This is a genomic window from Lentzea rhizosphaerae, from assembly GCF_042649515.1.
GTDB lineage: Bacteria > Actinomycetota > Actinomycetes > Mycobacteriales > Pseudonocardiaceae > Lentzea > Lentzea aerocolonigenes.
The window spans coordinates 103,928-121,628 of record NZ_JBHRZI010000015.1; the positions used below are offsets into that span (position 1 = coordinate 103,928).

Annotated in this window: 12 protein-coding genes; 2 read left to right on the forward strand and 10 right to left on the reverse strand. The window is 69.4% G+C overall.

The features are described 5' to 3' along the window. Positions 1 to 2: 2 nt before the first annotated feature. The 10 genes from ACFOWZ_RS17405 to ACFOWZ_RS17450 form a co-directional block, all read right to left on the reverse strand. Positions 3 to 827: a carbohydrate ABC transporter permease gene (locus ACFOWZ_RS17405; RefSeq protein ID WP_382373650.1), complete on the reverse strand. Its 825-nt coding sequence runs from the start codon at positions 825 to 827 to the stop codon at positions 3 to 5. Between the two features lie 7 nt (positions 828 to 834). Continuing rightward, positions 835 to 1,734, reverse strand: coding sequence for a carbohydrate ABC transporter permease (locus tag ACFOWZ_RS17410; protein ID WP_382375063.1), 900 nt, complete (start codon positions 1,732 to 1,734; stop codon positions 835 to 837). A gap of 74 nt (positions 1,735 to 1,808) precedes the next feature. Further along, on the reverse strand, positions 1,809 to 3,071 hold the full coding sequence (locus ACFOWZ_RS17415) for an ABC transporter substrate-binding protein (protein ID WP_382373652.1): 1,263 nt from the start codon (positions 3,069 to 3,071) through the stop codon (positions 1,809 to 1,811). Between the two features lie 612 nt (positions 3,072 to 3,683). After that, entirely contained in the window at positions 3,684 to 6,197 is a 2,514-nt protein-coding gene (locus ACFOWZ_RS17420) for an ABC transporter permease (protein ID WP_382373654.1), read from the reverse strand. Between the two features lie 5 nt (positions 6,198 to 6,202). Continuing rightward, positions 6,203 to 6,955: an ABC transporter ATP-binding protein gene (locus ACFOWZ_RS17425; RefSeq protein ID WP_030471163.1), complete on the reverse strand. Its 753-nt coding sequence runs from the start codon at positions 6,953 to 6,955 to the stop codon at positions 6,203 to 6,205. 119 nt (positions 6,956 to 7,074) lie between these two features. Further along, a complete protein-coding gene (locus tag ACFOWZ_RS17430; protein ID WP_382373657.1) occupies positions 7,075 to 10,038 on the reverse strand; it encodes a helix-turn-helix transcriptional regulator in 2,964 nt (987 codons plus the stop codon). Positions 10,039 to 10,049: 11 nt separating this feature from the next. Next, the gene (locus tag ACFOWZ_RS17435) at positions 10,050 to 10,205 is read right to left on the reverse strand and encodes a hypothetical protein (RefSeq protein WP_382373659.1); all 156 of its coding nucleotides are present in this window, start codon (positions 10,203 to 10,205) and stop codon (positions 10,050 to 10,052) included. 130 nt (positions 10,206 to 10,335) lie between these two features. Then, entirely contained in the window at positions 10,336 to 13,170 is a 2,835-nt protein-coding gene (locus ACFOWZ_RS17440; protein ID WP_382373661.1) for an AfsR/SARP family transcriptional regulator, read from the reverse strand. Between the two features lie 322 nt (positions 13,171 to 13,492). Next, a complete protein-coding gene (locus tag ACFOWZ_RS17445) occupies positions 13,493 to 13,684 on the reverse strand; it encodes a DUF397 domain-containing protein (RefSeq protein WP_382373663.1) in 192 nt (63 codons plus the stop codon). 23 nt (positions 13,685 to 13,707) lie between these two features. Further along, complete coding sequence (locus ACFOWZ_RS17450) at positions 13,708 to 14,556, reverse strand: helix-turn-helix domain-containing protein (protein ID WP_382373664.1); 849 nt, start codon at positions 14,554 to 14,556, stop codon at positions 13,708 to 13,710. A gap of 147 nt (positions 14,557 to 14,703) precedes the next feature. Here ACFOWZ_RS17450 and ACFOWZ_RS17455 point away from each other — a divergent pair, with 147 nt between their 5' ends. Next, positions 14,704 to 15,021 (forward strand): hypothetical protein, encoded by a 318-nt coding sequence (locus ACFOWZ_RS17455; RefSeq protein WP_030471169.1) that lies wholly within the window; start codon positions 14,704 to 14,706, stop codon positions 15,019 to 15,021. A gap of 430 nt (positions 15,022 to 15,451) precedes the next feature. Continuing rightward, on the forward strand, positions 15,452 to 17,665 hold the full coding sequence (locus ACFOWZ_RS17460) for a SulP family inorganic anion transporter (RefSeq protein WP_382373667.1): 2,214 nt from the start codon (positions 15,452 to 15,454) through the stop codon (positions 17,663 to 17,665). Positions 17,666 to 17,701 lie beyond the last annotated feature (36 nt).

Sequence of the window (17,701 nt, forward strand, 5' to 3'; positions counted from 1 at the left end):
ACTCATCCCTTCACCGCGCCCTGCATGATGCCGCCGACGATCTGACGGGACAGCAGGACGAAGATCGCGATCACCGGCAGCACCGCGAGCGAGGCGCCGGCGAGCATCAGCGAGTAGTCCGTGTAGTACCCGCTGGCCAGCGTCGACAGGGCCACCTGGACCGTCGGGCTGTCGTTGGGGTCCAGCACGATCAACGGCCAGAAGAAGTCGTTCCACGCGGTCATGAACGTGAACATGCCGAGCACCGCCGCCTGGGGCCGCACCGCGGGGAAACCGACGTGCCAGAACGTCCGCAGCACCGAGCACCCGTCGACGCGGGCGGCCTCGATCAGCTCGTGCGGCACGGTCTCCTCGCACGCCTGGCGCATCCAGAACACCGCGAACGACCCGATCAGCGCCGGCACGATGACCGCCTGCAACGTGCCGTACCAGTCGAGGTCCGACATCAGCATGTACAGCGGGATCACGCCGAGCTGCGTCGGCACCATCGCGGTGCCGAGCACGAGCAGGAACAGCGAGTCACGTCCCTTGAACCGCAGCCGCGCGAACGCGAAACCCGCGAGCGTGCCCAGCACGACGTTCGAGATCGCCACGGTCGCCGCCACGATGAACGAGTTCTGCATGGCGAGCCAGAAGTCGACGGTGTCGAAGACCCGGCTGATGTTCTCGAAGAGGTTGCCACCGGGAACGAGCGGCGGCACCTTGTCACCGAGGACCGAGTTGTCCTTCGACGCCACGATGAACGAGTAGTACAGCGGGAACACCGAAGCCGCCAGTACGGCGACCAGGAACCCGTAGAGCAGCGGGCCTGCCTTTGCGTTCTTCATCGAGCGATCACCCCTTGCCCGCGATGCGCCGCGTCAGCGAGAAGTTGACGACCGCGACCAGCAGGACGACCAGGAACAGCATCCACGCGACGGTGGCCGCGTAGCCGGCGTCGAACAGCCGGAAGCCCTTCTCGTACATGTAGAGCACCAGCGTCTGGAACTGCCGGTCGGAACCACCGGTGGAGTTGTTGGCGGCGAACCCCGGGTCGAACAACGCGGGCTCGGCGAACAGCTGCAGACCGCCGATCGTCGAGGTGACGACGGTGAACAGGATCGTCGGCCGGATCGACGGCACGGTGATCGACCAGAACATCCGCCAGCGCGACGCACCGTCCAAAGTGGCCGACTCGTACATGTCCTTGGGCACCGACTGCATGGCCGCCAAGTACAACAGCGCGTTGTAGCCGGTCCAGCGCCACATGACCATTGTGGACACCGCGAGGTGCGAGGCCCACGTCTCGGCTCGCCAGTCGATCGGGTCGATGCCGACCAGGCCCAGCAGGAAGTTCACGATGCCGAAGTCGCGGCCGAAGAACTGCGCGAACACCAGCGCCACCGCGGCGACCGAGATGACGTTGGGCAGCAGCACGCCCGCGCGCCAGAACGCACGTCCGCGCAGGCCGCGGTCCAGCAGCGCCGCGAGGCCGAGCGCCGCCAGCAGCTGCGGCACCGTCGAGAGCACGAACAGGCTCAGCGTGTTGAACAGCGCGTTCCAGAACTTGGCGTCGTGGAAGAGCTCGACGTAGTTGGCGAGCCCGACGAACCCCTGGTCGCCGTCGATCAGCTGCCAGTCGTGCAGCGACACCCACGCCGTGTACACCAACGGGTAGAGCCCGAAGATGCCGAACACCAAGAAGAACGGCGCGATGATCAGGTACGGCGTGTACCTGGTGTCCCAGCTGTTCAGCCTGAAGCGCTTCGGTTCTCCAGAAGAAGGGACCGAGACGGCCGGGGCCGCCTCGGTCTCCGTGCGGGTCACCGTCACTTGGCGGCGTCCGTAGCTTCCTTCAGCGCCTGCGTCCAGGCGTCAGCAGCGGACTGCTTGCCCTGCTCGACGCGGGTCAGCGCGGTGCCGAACACCGGTCCGACCTTCGAGTCCTTGGTGCCGCGGTAGGTCGGCTTCAGCGACTCGGCGGACGACGCGAAGATCTTGCCGACCGGAGCGGAGTTGAAGTACTCGTTGACCGTGGCCTGCACGTCCGCGTCCTGGTACACCTTCGGCTGGCTCGGCAGGTTGCCGGTCTCCTTGAAGATCCGCTTCTGCTGCTCGGGCGCGGTCAGCCACTTGGCCAGCTCGTAGGCCTCCTTGGGGTGCTTGCCCTGCTTCGGGATCGCGAGGAACGAACCACCCCAGTTGCCGCCACCGCCGGGCGCCGTCGTCACGTCCCACTTGCCGGCCGCCGCGTCACCGGCACCCGCCTTGATGAGCGCGAGCGCCCAGGCCGGGCACGTGGTGGTGGCGAAGGAACCCTGCTTCAGCGCGACGTTCCAGTCCTGGCTGAACGGCTCGAGCGCACCGGTCTGCTGCTTGGTGCCGAGCGCCGCCGCCGTGTCGAACGCGGTCTTGACCTTGTCGTTGGACTCCGCGATGTACGAGTCGTCCTTCGCGAAGTAGCCCTCCTCGGTCTGGTCGAGGATCGCCTTGTAGACGTTGCGGCCGGTGTCGACGAACTTCACGTTCGGCGTCTTGGCCGTGAACTGGTCGGCGACCTTCGCGTAGTCGGCCCAGGTCGGCCACAGCTTGGCGACGGCCTCGCGGTCCGTCGGCAGACCGGCCGCCTCGAACAGGTCGCGCCGGTAGCAGAGGCCGAGGCTGCCCATGTCCGTGCCCAGCCCCAGCACGAACTCACCGCCGTCGGCCGTGCCCTGGTTCCACTTCCAGCCGGCCCACTGGTCCTTGAGGTCCTTGGCCCCGTACTCCGCCAGGTTCACGAACTTGTCCTTGGAGGCGCGGAACTGGCTCACGACACCCTCTTCGAGCGCGACGATGTCCGCCGCGCCACGCCCACCCGCGAGCTGCGTGGCGAGCTGGGTGTTGTGCTGCTCCATCTTGACCTTGCGCTGCTCGATCTTGATGTTCGGGTGCGCGGCCTGGTACTCCTCGATGAGCTTGTCGTAGCCGAAGTCGGAGAACAGGCCAAGCGACAGCTCGATCTTGCCATTGGCCTCGGAACTCCCGCCGCATCCCGCGGCCAGAACCATCACGAGGGTCGCAGCGACGCTGCCGACCAGCCTTCTGCTCATCCGTCCTCCTCGACGGGCGGCGCCATCGGCGCAGCTGACTGTTGTGAGAGCGCTCTCACACTCAACCGGAGAGGCGCGGGTGTCAAGCGCTCGACATCGTTCCGTAACTTTGTGGAGGCGGGCAACAAAAACCCGGACCGGAACCGGGGGGCGTCTCGACCGGCCGTTTTGCCGCACGCGGGGCCCCCGCGTGCGGCAGGAGAGTACGAAAGCTCCCCGCGCACTCATCGGAGACGACGAAGAGGGACGACCGGGCCCTCGCTCCGGTCGTCCCTCACCCCAGGTAGAGGGGCTTTCGGGCCGAAAGTGACGCGCACCCTCGAAGTTTTTTCGGCAACTTTGAGTTAATTAACCCTCACGGTGGGTAACCCCCAAAGTCACGCGGGAGCCCCGCGTTACCTTCTGGGGCACGCGGGGGCCCCGCGTGCGCCAGGAGAGTACGAAAGCTCCCCGCGTACTCATCGCGAAGTCCGCGATGCGGAAAAGTGGTGAAGGCCCGGCGCCCCGACGGCACCGGACCTCCACCGATCCCCCGGCCGTGCGGCCCCTGTTTCCGCACGCCCGAACCCGCCTGACCCGTGGCCCCCGACGCATGGGGCCAGGCGGGGTGTCCTACGCCTCCGCCATGCCCGCGACCACGGAGTTCCTGGCCGCCCGGCGAGCCGGCAGAGCAGCAGCCACCACAGCCGCCACCACCGCGAGCCCGAGCATGATCCCGATCTGGCCGAACGGGATGGAGAAGCTGATCTGGAACTCCGAGTTGGAGATCGCCTCGACCAGCAGCCACCCGAACCCGGCGCCGAGCACGACGCCCACGACCGCGCCGATCAGCGCCATCAGGATCGACTCGACCACCAGCATCTGCCGCAGCTGGCCCCTGGTCAGGCCCAGCGCCCGCAGCAGGGCGGACTCGCGGGTGCGTTCCAGCACCGACAGCGTCAACGTGTTCGCGATGCCGAACAGGGCGATGATCAGCGCCAGGCCGACGAGGGCCCAGATGAACAGCAGCACCTGGTCGATCTGCGCGTTGAGCTCGGCCTTGGTCTCGGCCGCGGAGTTCAGCACCGCGACCGGCGACGTCGCGATGACGCGTTCCAGGTCGGCGCGGGCGGCCGTGATGTCGGTGCCGGGAGCGAGCTTGACCAGGAGCTTCTGGTAGCCCTTCAGCGGTTCCTTCAGCAGGCCCTGGACCGCGGGCAGTGTCACGATGCCGGCGCCGTAGCTGTTGTCCTTGATCAACGCGACGACCTTGAAGTCCTTGTCGTTGATCTTCAACGAAGAGCCGACCGACAGGCCCGAGTCCTTCGCGTCCCGCTCGCGCAGGGCGATCTCGTTGTCCTTGAGGCCGGTCAGCGTGCCGCCGGCGAGCTCGGGGCGCACCAGCGAACCGATGGCGTCGGCCGGGTAGCCGGTCACGTCGGCGTACTTGAGCTTGTCCGACTCGCCGAACGCCATGACCTCCGGGGCAATCTTCGCGACGTTCTTCACCTTCGCGAGCTCGTCGGCGAACTTCGGCGTCAACGGCTGGCTGTAGACGTTCGAGCTGACCTCGTAGTCCGCCGGGAACCGCTTGTCGACCTGTTCGTTCATGGTCTGGCGGCCGCTGCCGGCCACGACCGCGACCATCGCGACGATGGTCACGCCGATCATCAGCGCGGCCGTCGTGGCGGCGGTGCGCTTCGGGTTGCGGCCCGCGTTGGCCGAGGCCAGCTTCGCCGGGACGCCGTGCAGCGCCTTTCCGAACAGGCGGTTCACCAGCGGCACGTAGAGAGGTCCGAGCAGGAGCACGGCCAGCAGCAGCACCATCGTCGCGCCGCCGGTGATGAACATGGCGGGCTCCTCCTTCTCCTGCTGGAGACCGAGGTAGACGGCCGCGCCGCCGATCAGCGCGATCACCGACGCGACGATGACGCGGACCTTGCCGGTGCGGGCGACGTCGTCGTGGCTGTCCGGCTGCGAGCGGAGTGCCGCCACCGGGGCGACCTTCGTGGCACGACGGGCCGGGAGCACGGCCGCCAGCACCGTCACGACCACGCCGACGCCGAAGCCGGCGGCGATGGTCACCCACGAGATCGGCAGGCGGATCTCGACGTCACCGCCGCCGGGGCCGCCGACCGTGCCCACCAGCGCCTGCAGGCCGGCCGAGACGCCGAGGCCGCCGAGGATGCCCAGCACGGACGCCGCGAGCCCCATGAACACCGCTTCGGCGAGCACGCTGCGGAACACCTGGCCGCGTTCCGCACCGACGCAGCGCAGCAGGGCGAGCTCCTTCGTGCGCTGGGCGACGAGGATGGTGAACGTGTTGTAGATGACCATGCCCGCGACGACGAGCGAGATCGCGGCGAACGCGAGGAGAAACGACTTGATGTCGCCGGCGGCGTCACCCACCGACTCCAGGGTCTTCTGCGTCAGCTGCTCACCGGTCTGCACCTCGTAGCCGGTGCCGATGGCCTTGGTGATGTTGTCGACGAGCTGCTGCTGCGTCACGCCGTCCTTGGCGACGGCGACGATCTCGTAGATCCGCTGGTCCGGGATCACCGTGCGCAGGCCCTCCGGCGTGACCACGACGTGGTCGCTGCCGGACATGGACATGCTGCTGGCGCCCTGCTGGTAGGTGCCGACGATCGTGAACGTGTGCTCGACTTCGTTCTCGATCAGCTTGAGCTTGTCGCCGACCTTGAGCTTCGCCGTCTGCGCGGTCTTGACGTCGATCGCGGCCTCGTCGGCCTTGGCCGGGAACTTGCCGTCCTTGAGGTCGAGGTCGCGCAGCTTCTCCGTCGTGGGCAACGGCTGCAGCAGTGCGTTGCGTGCCTTGTTGTCGCTGCCGATCAGCGCCGCGCTGCTGAACTCACGCGAGTCCGCGCCCGCCACACCCTGCGTCGCGCGAATCTTCTGGAGGACGTCGGCCGGGATGCCCTTCTCCTGGTCCTGGCTGTTGTCCGGGAGGTGCACGGCCGCGTCGACGTTGCGGGCGCTGCGGGCGAAGTTGTCCCTCGTCTGCGCCTCGACGGCGTCGCCGAGCACGAGCGTGCCCGTCACGAACGCGACGCCGAGCGCGATGGCGATGCTGGACAGCACCAACCGCGCCGTGCGGGCGCGCAGGCCCGCGAGGATGGTCTTCAGCATCTACCTCACGCCCCCAGGTGCGTGAGGGCGTTGACGACGGACTCGGTGGTGGGCTGGAGGATCTCGCCCGCGAGCCGGCCGTCGGCGAGCAGCACCACGCGGTCCGCGTAGCTCGCGGCCACCGGGTCGTGCGTCACCATGATCACGGTCTGGCCCAGCTTGCGGACCGACATGCGCAGGAAGTCGAGGACCTCGGCACCGCTGCGCGAGTCCAGGTTGCCGGTCGGCTCGTCGGCGAAGATGACCTCAGGACGGGCGACCAGAGCACGCGCGCAGGCGACGCGCTGCTGCTGGCCACCGGACAGCTCGGTCGGGCGGTGGGTGAGGCGGTCGCGCAGGCCGAGCACGTTGACGATCGTGTCGAACCACTGCTTGTCGGGCTTGCGGCCGGCGAGCTCCAGGCCCAGCAGGATGTTCTGCTCGGCGGTCAGCGTCGGCAGCAGGTTGAAGGCCTGGAACACGAAGCCGACGCGGTCGCGGCGCAGCTTGGTCAGGTCCTTGTCGTTGAGCTTGGTGATCTCGGTCTGTCCGATGTGGATCGCGCCGCTGTCCACGGTGTCCAGTCCCGCGAGGCAGTGCATCAGCGTGGACTTGCCGGAACCGGACGGGCCCATGATCGCGGTGAACTTCCCCGCCTGGAACGCGACGTTGATGCCGTCGAGCGCCCGCACCGCGGTGTCACCCTTGCCGTAGACCTTCACCAGGTTGTGGGCCGCCGCGGCGGTCCGGGTGCCGACCTCGGACACCAGTGCAGACATGTCGCTTGCCTTCCTCACAGGGGATGTTCCTCGATGAGGAAGAAGCTATGAGGAGGCCGAGTACGCGGACATCAACTCGGCGACGCGTTGCGCATCAGCCTGAGGTATGACAACCAGCGCTATTCCAGCAGACCCCGGTCGTACGCGATCGCCACGGCCTCCGCGCGCCGCGACGCCCCCAGCTTGGCCATGATCCGGGAGAGGTGCACGGACACGGTCTTCTCGCTGATGTACAGCTCCTCACCGACCTCGCGGTTCGTCCGGCCGGACGCGACCAGCGCCAGCACGTCACGTTCACGAGGGGTGAAGAGGTCGATCTGCTCCCGCACCGGCTCCTCGGCCCTGAGGGTGATCCGGGCCCGCTTGGCGCACGACGCGACGACCTCCTGCAACGGCGCCGCCTTCAACCTGGTGGCCACCTCGTCGGCCAGGCGCAGCTGCTCGGCGGCCTCCTCCCGGCGGTCCGCCCCGAGCAACGCCTCCGCGAGCCGCCACCGGCACACGGCCTGTTCGAAGACGAGCCCGTACGCGAACCCGTCGACGGCGGCCTGCCAGAGCTCGGGATCGCCGGCGCCGGTCAGCCTCGACTCCTCCGCCATCGCGCGGGCCAGCCACGCCCTGCCCTCCGGTCCGAGGGAACCGGTGCGCGGGACGCCGTGCTTCGCGGTCAGCCTGACGTGCTCCGCCAGCTTGCGTCCGCCCTCCACGGCCTGCGCCTCCGCCTCGGCGTCCCGCTTGCGACGGGCCTTGGCCGCGATGTCGGCGTAGCCGGTGATGCCGATCGCGCCGATCCGGATGTCCGCGAGCACCCACGGTCCACCCAGCTTGCGGGTCCACTCCAGAGCGTCGGCCACGCGTTCGACGGCGAGCTCCGGACGGCCGCGCCACAACGCGAGCTCACCGCCCGTGCCACCGGTGATCAGGGCGATCTGGATGTCGCGGTGCCAGTCCTGGCGCAGCTCGGTGATCATCCGCTCGGACTCGGCCAGGTCGCCGCGCGAGACCCTGAGGTGCGTGGCGGCGGCGGCCAGACGCGCGAGAACCGTGGAGGAGACGGACATGCCGGGCGGTTCGCTCGCCCAGGCCGCGTAGTCCCAGTCACCGACGTAGTAGTGCACGAGGACCTGCAGGATCCGGATCTCCAGGCCGAACATGCTCCACGTCAGGCCGGTCTCCTGAGCGCGCTCCCCCGCCTCGTTGTAGACGCGGGCGGCCTCGGCGAGCTGGCCCGAGTCGTAGTACATCAGGCCGAAGTAGTACCGGGCGCGCAGCTCCGTGTTGACCGCGCCGACCCCGCGGGCGATCTCGATCGCCCGCTCGAAGTTGATCCGCGCTTCCTCGTGCCGGTCCACGTAGTCGTCGAGGAGACCGAGCGTGCCCAGGGCGTCCGCCACGGCGCCCACCGCGCCCACCTTCTCGCCGTCCGCGATGGCCTTCTCGGCGAACTCCCGGGCCTCGGTTCCGTTGCGCTGCTGACGGAGCAGCGCCGCCATGCCGGCCAGCGTCCTGGCGCGGGTGGGGCTCGGGTCGCGGTCGCGCATCAGCTCCCACGCCCTGGTCATCACCTCGTGGTACTCCTCGTCGTTGCCGTCGACCGCCGACAACGCCTGGGCGAGCCGGAGCAGCACCTCCGCCTGGTCCTCCGGCGACTGCCCGTCGAGCGCCTTCACGGCACTGCGGCCGAAAGCGACTGCCCGCTCCGGTTGACCGGCCGTGCCCGCGACCCACGACGCCCTGCGCAGCAGCACGGATTCGTCCACATCGGACGGACGGTCCTCCGCGGGAACCGCGTTCCACAGGTTGAGCGCCTTTTCCAGGTGCTGCAACGACTCCGCGGGCGCACCCGCCCGTTCGGACTCCCGCGACGCCTTGATCGAGGCCGTGAGCGCCTGCGCGAGGTCGTGGCTCTGGAAGGCGTGGTGGGCGAGCGCGGCGGCGGCACCCCGTTCGTCGAGGTGCTGGGCGAGGTGGTGGGCGTAGGCGGTGTGCAGCCGCACGCGTTCGCCGGGCAGCAGATCGCCGTAGACGGCCTCGCGGACGAGGGCGTGGCGGAAGATGTAGACCTCGTCGTCGTTCACGACGAGGAGGTGGTTCTGGACCAGCTCGCGCAACGCCGTGTCGAGCGCGATGTCCGTCATGCCGGCGACCTCGCGGAGGCGGTCGTGGCGGACCCGGCGGCCCCTGACCGACGCGACGCGGATGACGTGCTGGGCTTCGGGGCTCAGCCGTTCTACGCGGCTGAGAAGCACGTCGGCGAGCGCGGACGGCAACGACCTGTCGTCGCACGTGGCCACCGCGATGAGCTCCTCGGCGAAGAACGCGTTGCCCTCGGACCGTTCCGCGACCTGCTGGACGACGTCCTCCGGCAGGTCGTCGGACAGCGCCTCGACGAACCTGCGGGCGTCGGCGGCGTTGAACGGCGACAGGTCCAGGCGGTCGACGGCGGGCAGCCGGACCAGCTCGGACAGCAAGGGGCGCAACGGATGGCTGCGGTGCAGGTCGTCCGCGCGGTAGGTGCCGACGACCAGCAGACGCTGGGAACGCAGGCGGGACAACAGGAACGACAACAGGTACCTGGTCGACGCGTCCGCCCAGTGCAGGTCCTCGACGACCAGCAGCACGCGACGACGTTCGGAGAGATCACCGAGCAGGCCGAGCACGGCGTCGAAGAGCTGGAGCTGACCGACGTCCTGCTCGGGCCGGCGCCCCGGGATCAGGCTCGGCGCGATCATGCCCTCGGTGCCGGGCTCGCGTTCGGCGGGCAACGCCAGCTGCGGCAGCAACATCGCAAGCGCCGGCCGGTTCGCCGTGTCCTTCAGCGAGCTGAGCGCCTCGGCGAACGGCAGGTACGGCAGACCGGTCTCGCCCGCGTCCAGGCACCGTCCCATGAGGACGAGCGTGTCCTCGGCACCGGCCGCGAGCTCGTCGACCAGCCGCGTCTTGCCCACGCCCGCGTCACCGGCGAGCAGCACCGCCCCCGCGGTGCCCTCCCCGGCCAGTGCCAACGCGGCGCGCAACCGGTCCAGCTCGCGATCGCGCGCGACCAACGGGATTCCGGAACCGAGACGCGCCACAAGGGGCATGCTCGCACAGGTCATGCCCCGACGCCGCTGTGTTTCCCAGAGGTGCGGTGGATCACTCGCCGGATCCACGACGGCGAGCGGTCGTTCGACCGCTGCCAGTTGCAGATCGCGGTGCCGCGCCGGTACTCGATCTCCGCCTTGACTGCTTCAGGGGTCCATTCGCTCATGACGACGAGGTTCGTCCTGAGGCCGCACCTCAGGCATCGGACGATCACGCAGTTCCGCGCAGGGAACCCCTTACCCAGTCGATGAACGGCGCATTTGTTCACCTGAGGTGGACAAATGCGCCGTTCATCTTCAGCCCACGGTCACTGCTCGGGCACGGGCCAGCCGGGCCCGGATGCCGTCCGCCTCAGGCGCCCCCAGCTCGGTGAACAACGCCAAAGCACGCTGCCAGTGCGCCGCCGCCCCCGCCGCCCCGAGCCGGTCGAACACCGCGGCCAGGCGGTCGTGCGCCAGCGCCTGGTGGTACGGCGAGACCGCGTCGCAGGCCACGGCCAGCGCCGTGCGTGCCGACGAGAGCGCGCCCTCGGTGTCGCCCGTCTCCAGCAACGCCGTGGAGATGTCCGTGTGGCACGCCGCCTCACCGCACTGCTCGCCCACCTCGTGGTACATCCGCAGGGCGACGCGCAGCCACGGCATCGCGTCGTCGAAGCGCTGGGTCGCGAGGTACAGCAGGCCCAGGTGGTGGTGGGCGTTGGCCTCGGTCCACTTCGACCCGGCGATGCGTGAGATCTCCATGGCCTCGCGGTAGTGCTCCTCGGCCTCGGCGGCGCGACCCAGGTCCTGCAGGAGGTCCGCGACGGTGGTGAGCGCGCGGGCCTGCTGGTGCACGTCTTCCTTGCGGCGGGCCGTTTCCAGGGCGCCGCGCTGGGCGTTGAGGGCCTCGTCGTACCGTTCGAACTGCAACAACGCCACACCCAGGTTGAACTGCATGACGAACCGGGCGTCGTCGTCGTTCAGCGCTATCGCCGCCTGCAACGCGGCTTCGGTGATGCGCAACGAGGTCTCGCGCTCGGTCCGCAGCCACAGGTACCGCGACAGCGTGTACGGCAGCTGCCAGGCGTGGACGTGCCAGCCGGACGCCGAGGCGTGCTCGGTGGCGGCGATCAGGTTGGCGCGCTCGGCGTCGAACCACGCCATGGCGTCCGCGGCACCGGACAGCGCCGGCACGTGGACGGGCCGGTGTTCTGGCGCGACCAGCACGCTGCCGCGGTTGATCGGCAGCATTCCGTCGGCGAGGTCCGAGCAGTGCAGGTAGAAGTCGAGCATGCGGCCGGTGGCGGCACGGCGTTCCGGTTCGGACAGCTCACCCGCCAGCGTCTTGGTGTAGACGCGGACGATGTCGTGCGCCACGTACCGGCCGGGTTCGCTGACGGACAACAGGTTCGCGGCGGTCAACGCGTCCAGCGCGCGTTGGGCCTCCAGCAGCGGGACGTCCCCCATCGCGGCGACCACGTGCGGTGTCAGTTCCGGGCCGGGGTGCAGCCCGACGATCGCCAGCAGCCGTGAAGGCACCGCGGGCAGCGCACGGCGTGACGCGTCCAGAGCGGCCCGCACGGTGCCCTCACCGTCCTCCAGACCGAGCGCGGCCAGGCGGCCCTGCTCGTCCTGCAGCTCCTCGACGAGCTCGGCCACGCGCAGCTTGGGCGACACGGCGAGACGGGCCGCGGCGATGCGCAACGCGAGCGGCAGGCCGTCGCACAACTCGGCCAGCTCGCGCAACGCACCCGCCTCGATGTCCGATCGGCCCGCGATCCGGCCCAGCACGTCGACGGCGGCGTCCGGGTCGAGCATGTCGAGCTCGACCAGCTTCGCCTCGACCTGCGCCACGAGCCCGACGAGCCGGCGCCGAGAGGTCACCACGACGCACGAGGGCGCGCCCGGCAGCAACGGCAGCAGGTCCGCGGAGCTGCGGACGTTGTCGAGCATCACGAGCATCCGGCGGTCGGCCAGGAGCGTGCGCAGCAACGCCGAACGTTCGTCCACCGAGACCGGCGAGTCGCTGGCCGGAACGCCCAGCGCGCGCAGGAACCGGTTGAGCACCTCACCGATCTCCAGCGGCTCACGGTTCGGGTCGTAGCCGTGCACGTCGACGTAGAGCTGGCCGTCCGGGAACTCCTCGCGGACCCGGTGGGCCCAGTGCAGGGCCAGAGCGGTCTTGCCGACACCGGCCGGACCGGTCACCAGCAGCACCGGGCCGTCGTGACCACGCAGCACGTCGTCCATGAACGCCAGCTCGGCATCCCTGCCGACCAGTGCGACGGGCGCCCGCGGGAGCTGCGCCGGGATCGTGACCGGCGCCGGTTCCGGAGGCGAGGCCTGCGGCGGCACGCGCACCGGCGCGCGTTCGGGTTCGGGACTGACCCCGGCCAGCACGGCCTGGTGGACGCGGCGCAGTTCGGGACCCGGCTCGACGCCGAGCTCGTCGATCAGCACGCGGCGGGCCTCGCGGTAGGCGGCCAGCGCCTCGGCCTGCCGTCCCGCCTGGACCAGCGCGCGCATCAGCAGGCCGTGGCCGCGTTCGCGCAACGGGTGCTCGACGACCGTCGAGCTCAGCTGCGAGACCAGCTCAGGGCCCTGCCCGATCGCGAGCCCCAGCTCGGCGCGTTCCTCCAGCACCGCGAGCCGGCGTTCCACGAGACGACCGCGTTCGACGTCGGCGAACAGACCCGAGACGCTGCCCAGCGGTTCCGCGCGGAACAACGCCAGCGCGTCATCCAGCTCGACCGCGGCTCCGGCGAGATCACCGGCGGCCCGCATGCGGTTCGCGAGCAGCACCTGACGTTCGAAGACGTCGAGATCGAGGGCGCCCGGTTCGACGCGCAGCAGGTAGCCGTCGCCCACCGACGTCAGCAGCTCGGCGGGAGCCCGGCGCGCGCGGCTCGGCTCCAGCGCCCTGCGCAGCCCGGCCACGTAGGTCTGGACGAGGTTCACCGCGCTGGATGGCACGTTGTCGCCCCAGACCGCCTCGATGATCTGGCCACGACTCACCGGGGTGTTGCGCGCCAACAGCAGCACCGCGAGGACGGCGCGCTGTTTCGCCGCACCGAGATCTACCTCTTGACCTGCGCGAACGACCCGGAGAAGGCCGAGAACCTCGAACCGCAGGGGTTCCTCGCCGTGCGTCACCGATCTGTCCTTCGCCTGGTGGCCACCTGGAGCTTGAAGATCACTTCAGTCGGGCTCCAGTCGTGCTGTAGAAGGCATTCTTACGCTTAGCGTGTCCAACCAACCACAGACGGCGAGATCAACGGAAACCGGAGATCGGGCAGTCGGGGAAGATTGGACCGGACAGCGGATCACCCGCTGCTCCCCATGATCGACGTGGGTCGGCCGGCGTGCAAGGGGCATCCAGCCCGCGGCGGCGGAACGCCGGCCGGCCCACGTCCCCTTGAACACGAGAAGGCCCAGACTGGATGATCCAGCCTGGGCCTTCCGCTGTGTCTGTCGATCAGCTGACAAAAGAGCCGGTCTTCGCCGCGGCGAGGAAGGTCCCCCACCCGGCGTCGCCGAACCTCAGCCGCGCTCCGTCCGCGTTCTTGCTGTCACGGACAGCCGCACCTGCCGGCACGAGCGCGATCTCCACGCACTCGGGCCCACCGGCGGACGAACGGCTGCTCTTGCGCCAACGCAAGCTCTCCACTGTCTGTTCACTCCCGGTCGCAGTCACGCGAGAGTGCGAGCGATCTCTGTGATCAGGGTTGCCGAATCCCCGGAGTTCAGGGCGGACTTCACCAAACGCTCGAACATCTCGGCGTACCAATGGACGTCAGACTGTTGTTCCAGATAGACGCCACTTCTAGTGCTTTCGATGTAGACCACGTCGGGGTCGAGCTGCTCAGGGAAGCTCAGGATGACGAACGGGCCGTCCATCGCAGCATGACCACCGGCGCTGAACGGCACGACCTGCATCGTGACGTTCGGCATTGCACCGACTTCGAGAAGACGCGCCATCTGGGAACGCATCACCCCGGTGCCGCCGACGAGCCTGCGCAGGGCCGCCTCGTCGATCACGACGTGCAGGCGCAACGGGTCGTCCTCGCTCAACAAGGCCTGCCGTGCCTTGCGCAACCGGACTCGCCGGTCTATCTCCGCGGTGCTCGCGTCCGGCAGCACCTGGGAGATCAACGCCCTCGTGTACGCCTCGCACTGCAGCAGGCCGGGGATCATCAGCCCCTGATAGGTCCTGATCGAGTCCGCGTCGGCCTCGTACCCCACGTAACGACCGGGCACGATGTCGCCGAACTCGTCCCACCACGCCTTGCGGCGGGCTTCCCTGGCCAGCTGGACCAGTTCGTCGAGAGTGGAGGAGTCCGCACCGTAGGCGGCGAGCATGTCCCGCACGTCACGCGGGCTCACCCCCACGCGCCCGGTCTCGATGCGGCTGATCTTGGAAGCGGAGCACTCCAGTCGCTCTCCGACCTCCTCGATCGTCAGCTCGGCCGCTTCGCGCAGGCGCCGGAGCTCGCTCACGAGCCGTCGCTTGCGCAGGGTCGGGCTGCTACCCCGTGCCATCCACACCTCCTGGTCGCTCTCAGTTTGAGAGCAAACCAGCGAGCCGCAAAGGGACGTCATCCATTCGTGTACTGCAACTTGCAGTTCTCATGTGGCGCGCGCCAGGCTGCATGGGTTGCTCACGCAAGGACTGGAGCTCTGAGCCTGATGGCCGTCACGGTGTTCAGCCAACTGGACAAGTCGCTGCACTCCCACTTGGCCACGCTCACCGATCTGGCCCAGCGCGGTGACGACCAGACCGCCCTCGTGCTCGCCAGGGTTGAGCTCCCGAGGGTGGTCGCGGTGGTCAAGGCGTTGCTGGACGAGCACCAGCCCGACGAGCACGGCCGGTGCGCGACCTGCAAGCGCGGCTGGTTCTCCAGGAGGTTGCCCGCACCGTGCCGCGCCTACCTCTCGGCGCAGCTGATCCTGACCGTGGTCGGCCAGGAGACTTCACACGGCAAGCACCTGCGCTCGGTAGGCTGAATTTCGAAACTCGATAGTTCTTCGGGACTGTCGCGACCTGGGCCGGCTCCGCACCCCCCGACCGGAGCCGGCCCTTCTTCGCGCCCGCCTCGCGGCACCGGCCCCGCGGTGCACCCGTCCGACCGACGGCCGCGGCACCGCGTCATCACCTCGCGTGACGTGTGCGGCCAAGATCAACACGGTTGGCTGAAAGATCTGTCACAGCACCGATTCCGCCGTCATCATGGTGGCGACGCGGCCTGATCACGACCCTCGATGCCTGTGCCGACACGGAGGTGTTCCCGTGCCGACCCCGCATGACCGCGCCGACGCGCTCGATGCCGTCCGGCCGCGCCGTCTGCTGCCTTTAGGGCGCCCCTAGCGAATCCCCTTCCCCCTCGCTCTGTGCTGCGCGCACAGGGCCATGCCGTCATTCCAGGAGAGGAACCCGATGAACCACCTGCAGAGGTCCAACGCCGGCGAGCACACCCCGCACGGCCCACCACTGATCCTCCGGCACGACCTCCCCGCGAGCTTCGTGCTGTTCCTCATCTCGATCCCGTTGTCGCTCGGCATCGCGCACGCGACGGGCGCGCCGCTGATGGCGGGGATCATCTCGGCCGTCGTCGGTGGCGTGGTCGTCGGCGCGATCAGCGGCGCGCCGTTGCAGATCAGCGGGCCCGGGACCGGGCTCGTGGTGATCGTGGCCGGGCTGGTGGCGCAGTTCGGGTGGGCGGCGACGGCGGCGATCACGCTCGCCGCCGGGGTGCTCCAGCTCGCGTTGGGGCTCACCGGGATCAGTCGTCTGGTGATGTCGCTGTCCCCCGCCGTCGTGCACGGGATGCTCGCGGGCATCGGCATCTCCATCGCCGTCGGGCAGCTCGTGGTGGTGCTGGGCGGCACGGCGGCGTCGTCCGTGCCGACGAACCTCGCCCTGCTGCCGGAAGTGCTGGCGAGCTCGCACGTCGGGTCGCTGGTGACCGGTGCGGTCGCGATCGCGGCTTTGCTGCTGTGGCCACGGGTTCCGCGGACGTCGCTCGTTCCCGCGCCGCTGATCGCCGTCGCCGCCGCGACAGGGCCGGCGTTCGTGCTGCACCTCGACGTGGCTCGGGTCGCCCTGCCGGACAGCCACGCGCTGGTGTTCCCCGAGATGCCCCGGGGCAGCGTCGGGGCGGTGGTCACTGCGATCGTCACGGTCGCGCTGGTGGCGAGCATGGAGTCGTTGCTGTCGGCGGTCGCGACGGACCGTTTGCACGACGGGCCGCGGGCCAGGCTGGACAAGGAGCTCATCGCACAGGGCACGGGGAACGTGCTCGCGGGTGCGCTGGGAGGGTTCCCGATCAGCGGTGGTCTCGCGCGCAGCTCCACGAACATCGCGGCGGGCGCGAAGACCCGGTACGCCGCCGTCTTCCAGGGCGTGTGGATCGCGGTGGCGGTGCTGGCGTTCGCCCCCGCCCTGGAGCTGATCCCGTTGGCGGCACTGGCGGGCGTGCTTCTCGTCGTCGGGCTCAAGCTCGTGTCGATCGCGCGCATGCGGACGTTGTGGAAGCACGGCGAGTTCTCGGTGTACGCGGCGACCGCGCTCGGTGTCGTCCTTTTCGGACTGCTCGAAGGTGTCGTCGTCGGGCTCGCCATCGCGCTGCTGCGCGCGTTGTACCGGTTGACGCACTGTTCGGTGCGTGTCGAGGGCAACCGGGTGTGCGTGCGCGGATCGTTGGTGTTCCTCGGGGTCGGCCGGCTCGTGCGCGAGCTGCGCAGGTTGCCGCTGGGCCAGACCGTGGTGCTGGAGCTGCACATCGACTACCTCGACCACGCGTCGTACGAGGCGATCAACGACTGGCGCGAGGGCTACGAACGGCTCGGCGGCCACGTGCAGGTCGACGAGGTGCACGACACGTGGTACGACCGCGCGAACCGCGGCAAACCGGGGCGCCGCAAGACGTTGCCGGGCCCGCTGCCCCGCTGGTTCGCGCCGTGGTCGCACTGGCAGGGCACGCCGGACGCGGTGACGCTGCCCGCGCAACGGTCCTCTGCCGAGAGCGATCCCATGCTCCTGGGCATGCACGAGTTCGAACGACGCTCGGCACCGCTGGTGCGGCCGTTCCTGCACGAGCTGGCGGTGCGCGGGCAGCGGCCGCAGCAGCTCTTCATCACGTGTGCCGACTCCCGCGTGGTGCCGAACCTGATCACCACGTCGGGGCCGGGTGACCTGTTCTGCGTGCGCAACATCGGGAACCTGGTGCCGATGTCGTCGGCCGACGACAGGTCGGTCGGTGCGGCGATCGAGTTCGCGGTCGAGGTGCTCAACGTCGGCTCGATCGTCGTGTGTGGACACTCCGACTGCGGCGCGATGAAGGCGCTGGTGAACGGATCCGCCTCGCGCGGCTCGCACCTGCACTCGTGGCTGCGCAACGCGGAACCGTCGCTGATCCGGTTCCACGCGCCGATGTCGCACGGCTGCGCGGAACTGCCGGTGGCCGACCGGCTCGCCGTCGCGAACGTGGCGCAGCAGCTGGACAACCTGCTCGGCTACCCGAGCGTGCGCGAGGCGATCGCCGCGGGCACGCTGACGTTGAAGGGCATGTACTTCGACATCTCGAACGCCCGCGTCTACCTCGTCGACCCGGACCGCAACGGGCTCGAGCCCGTCCCCTCTCCCGCCTAGAAAACGATGAACGGCGCATTTGTCCACCTGAGGTGA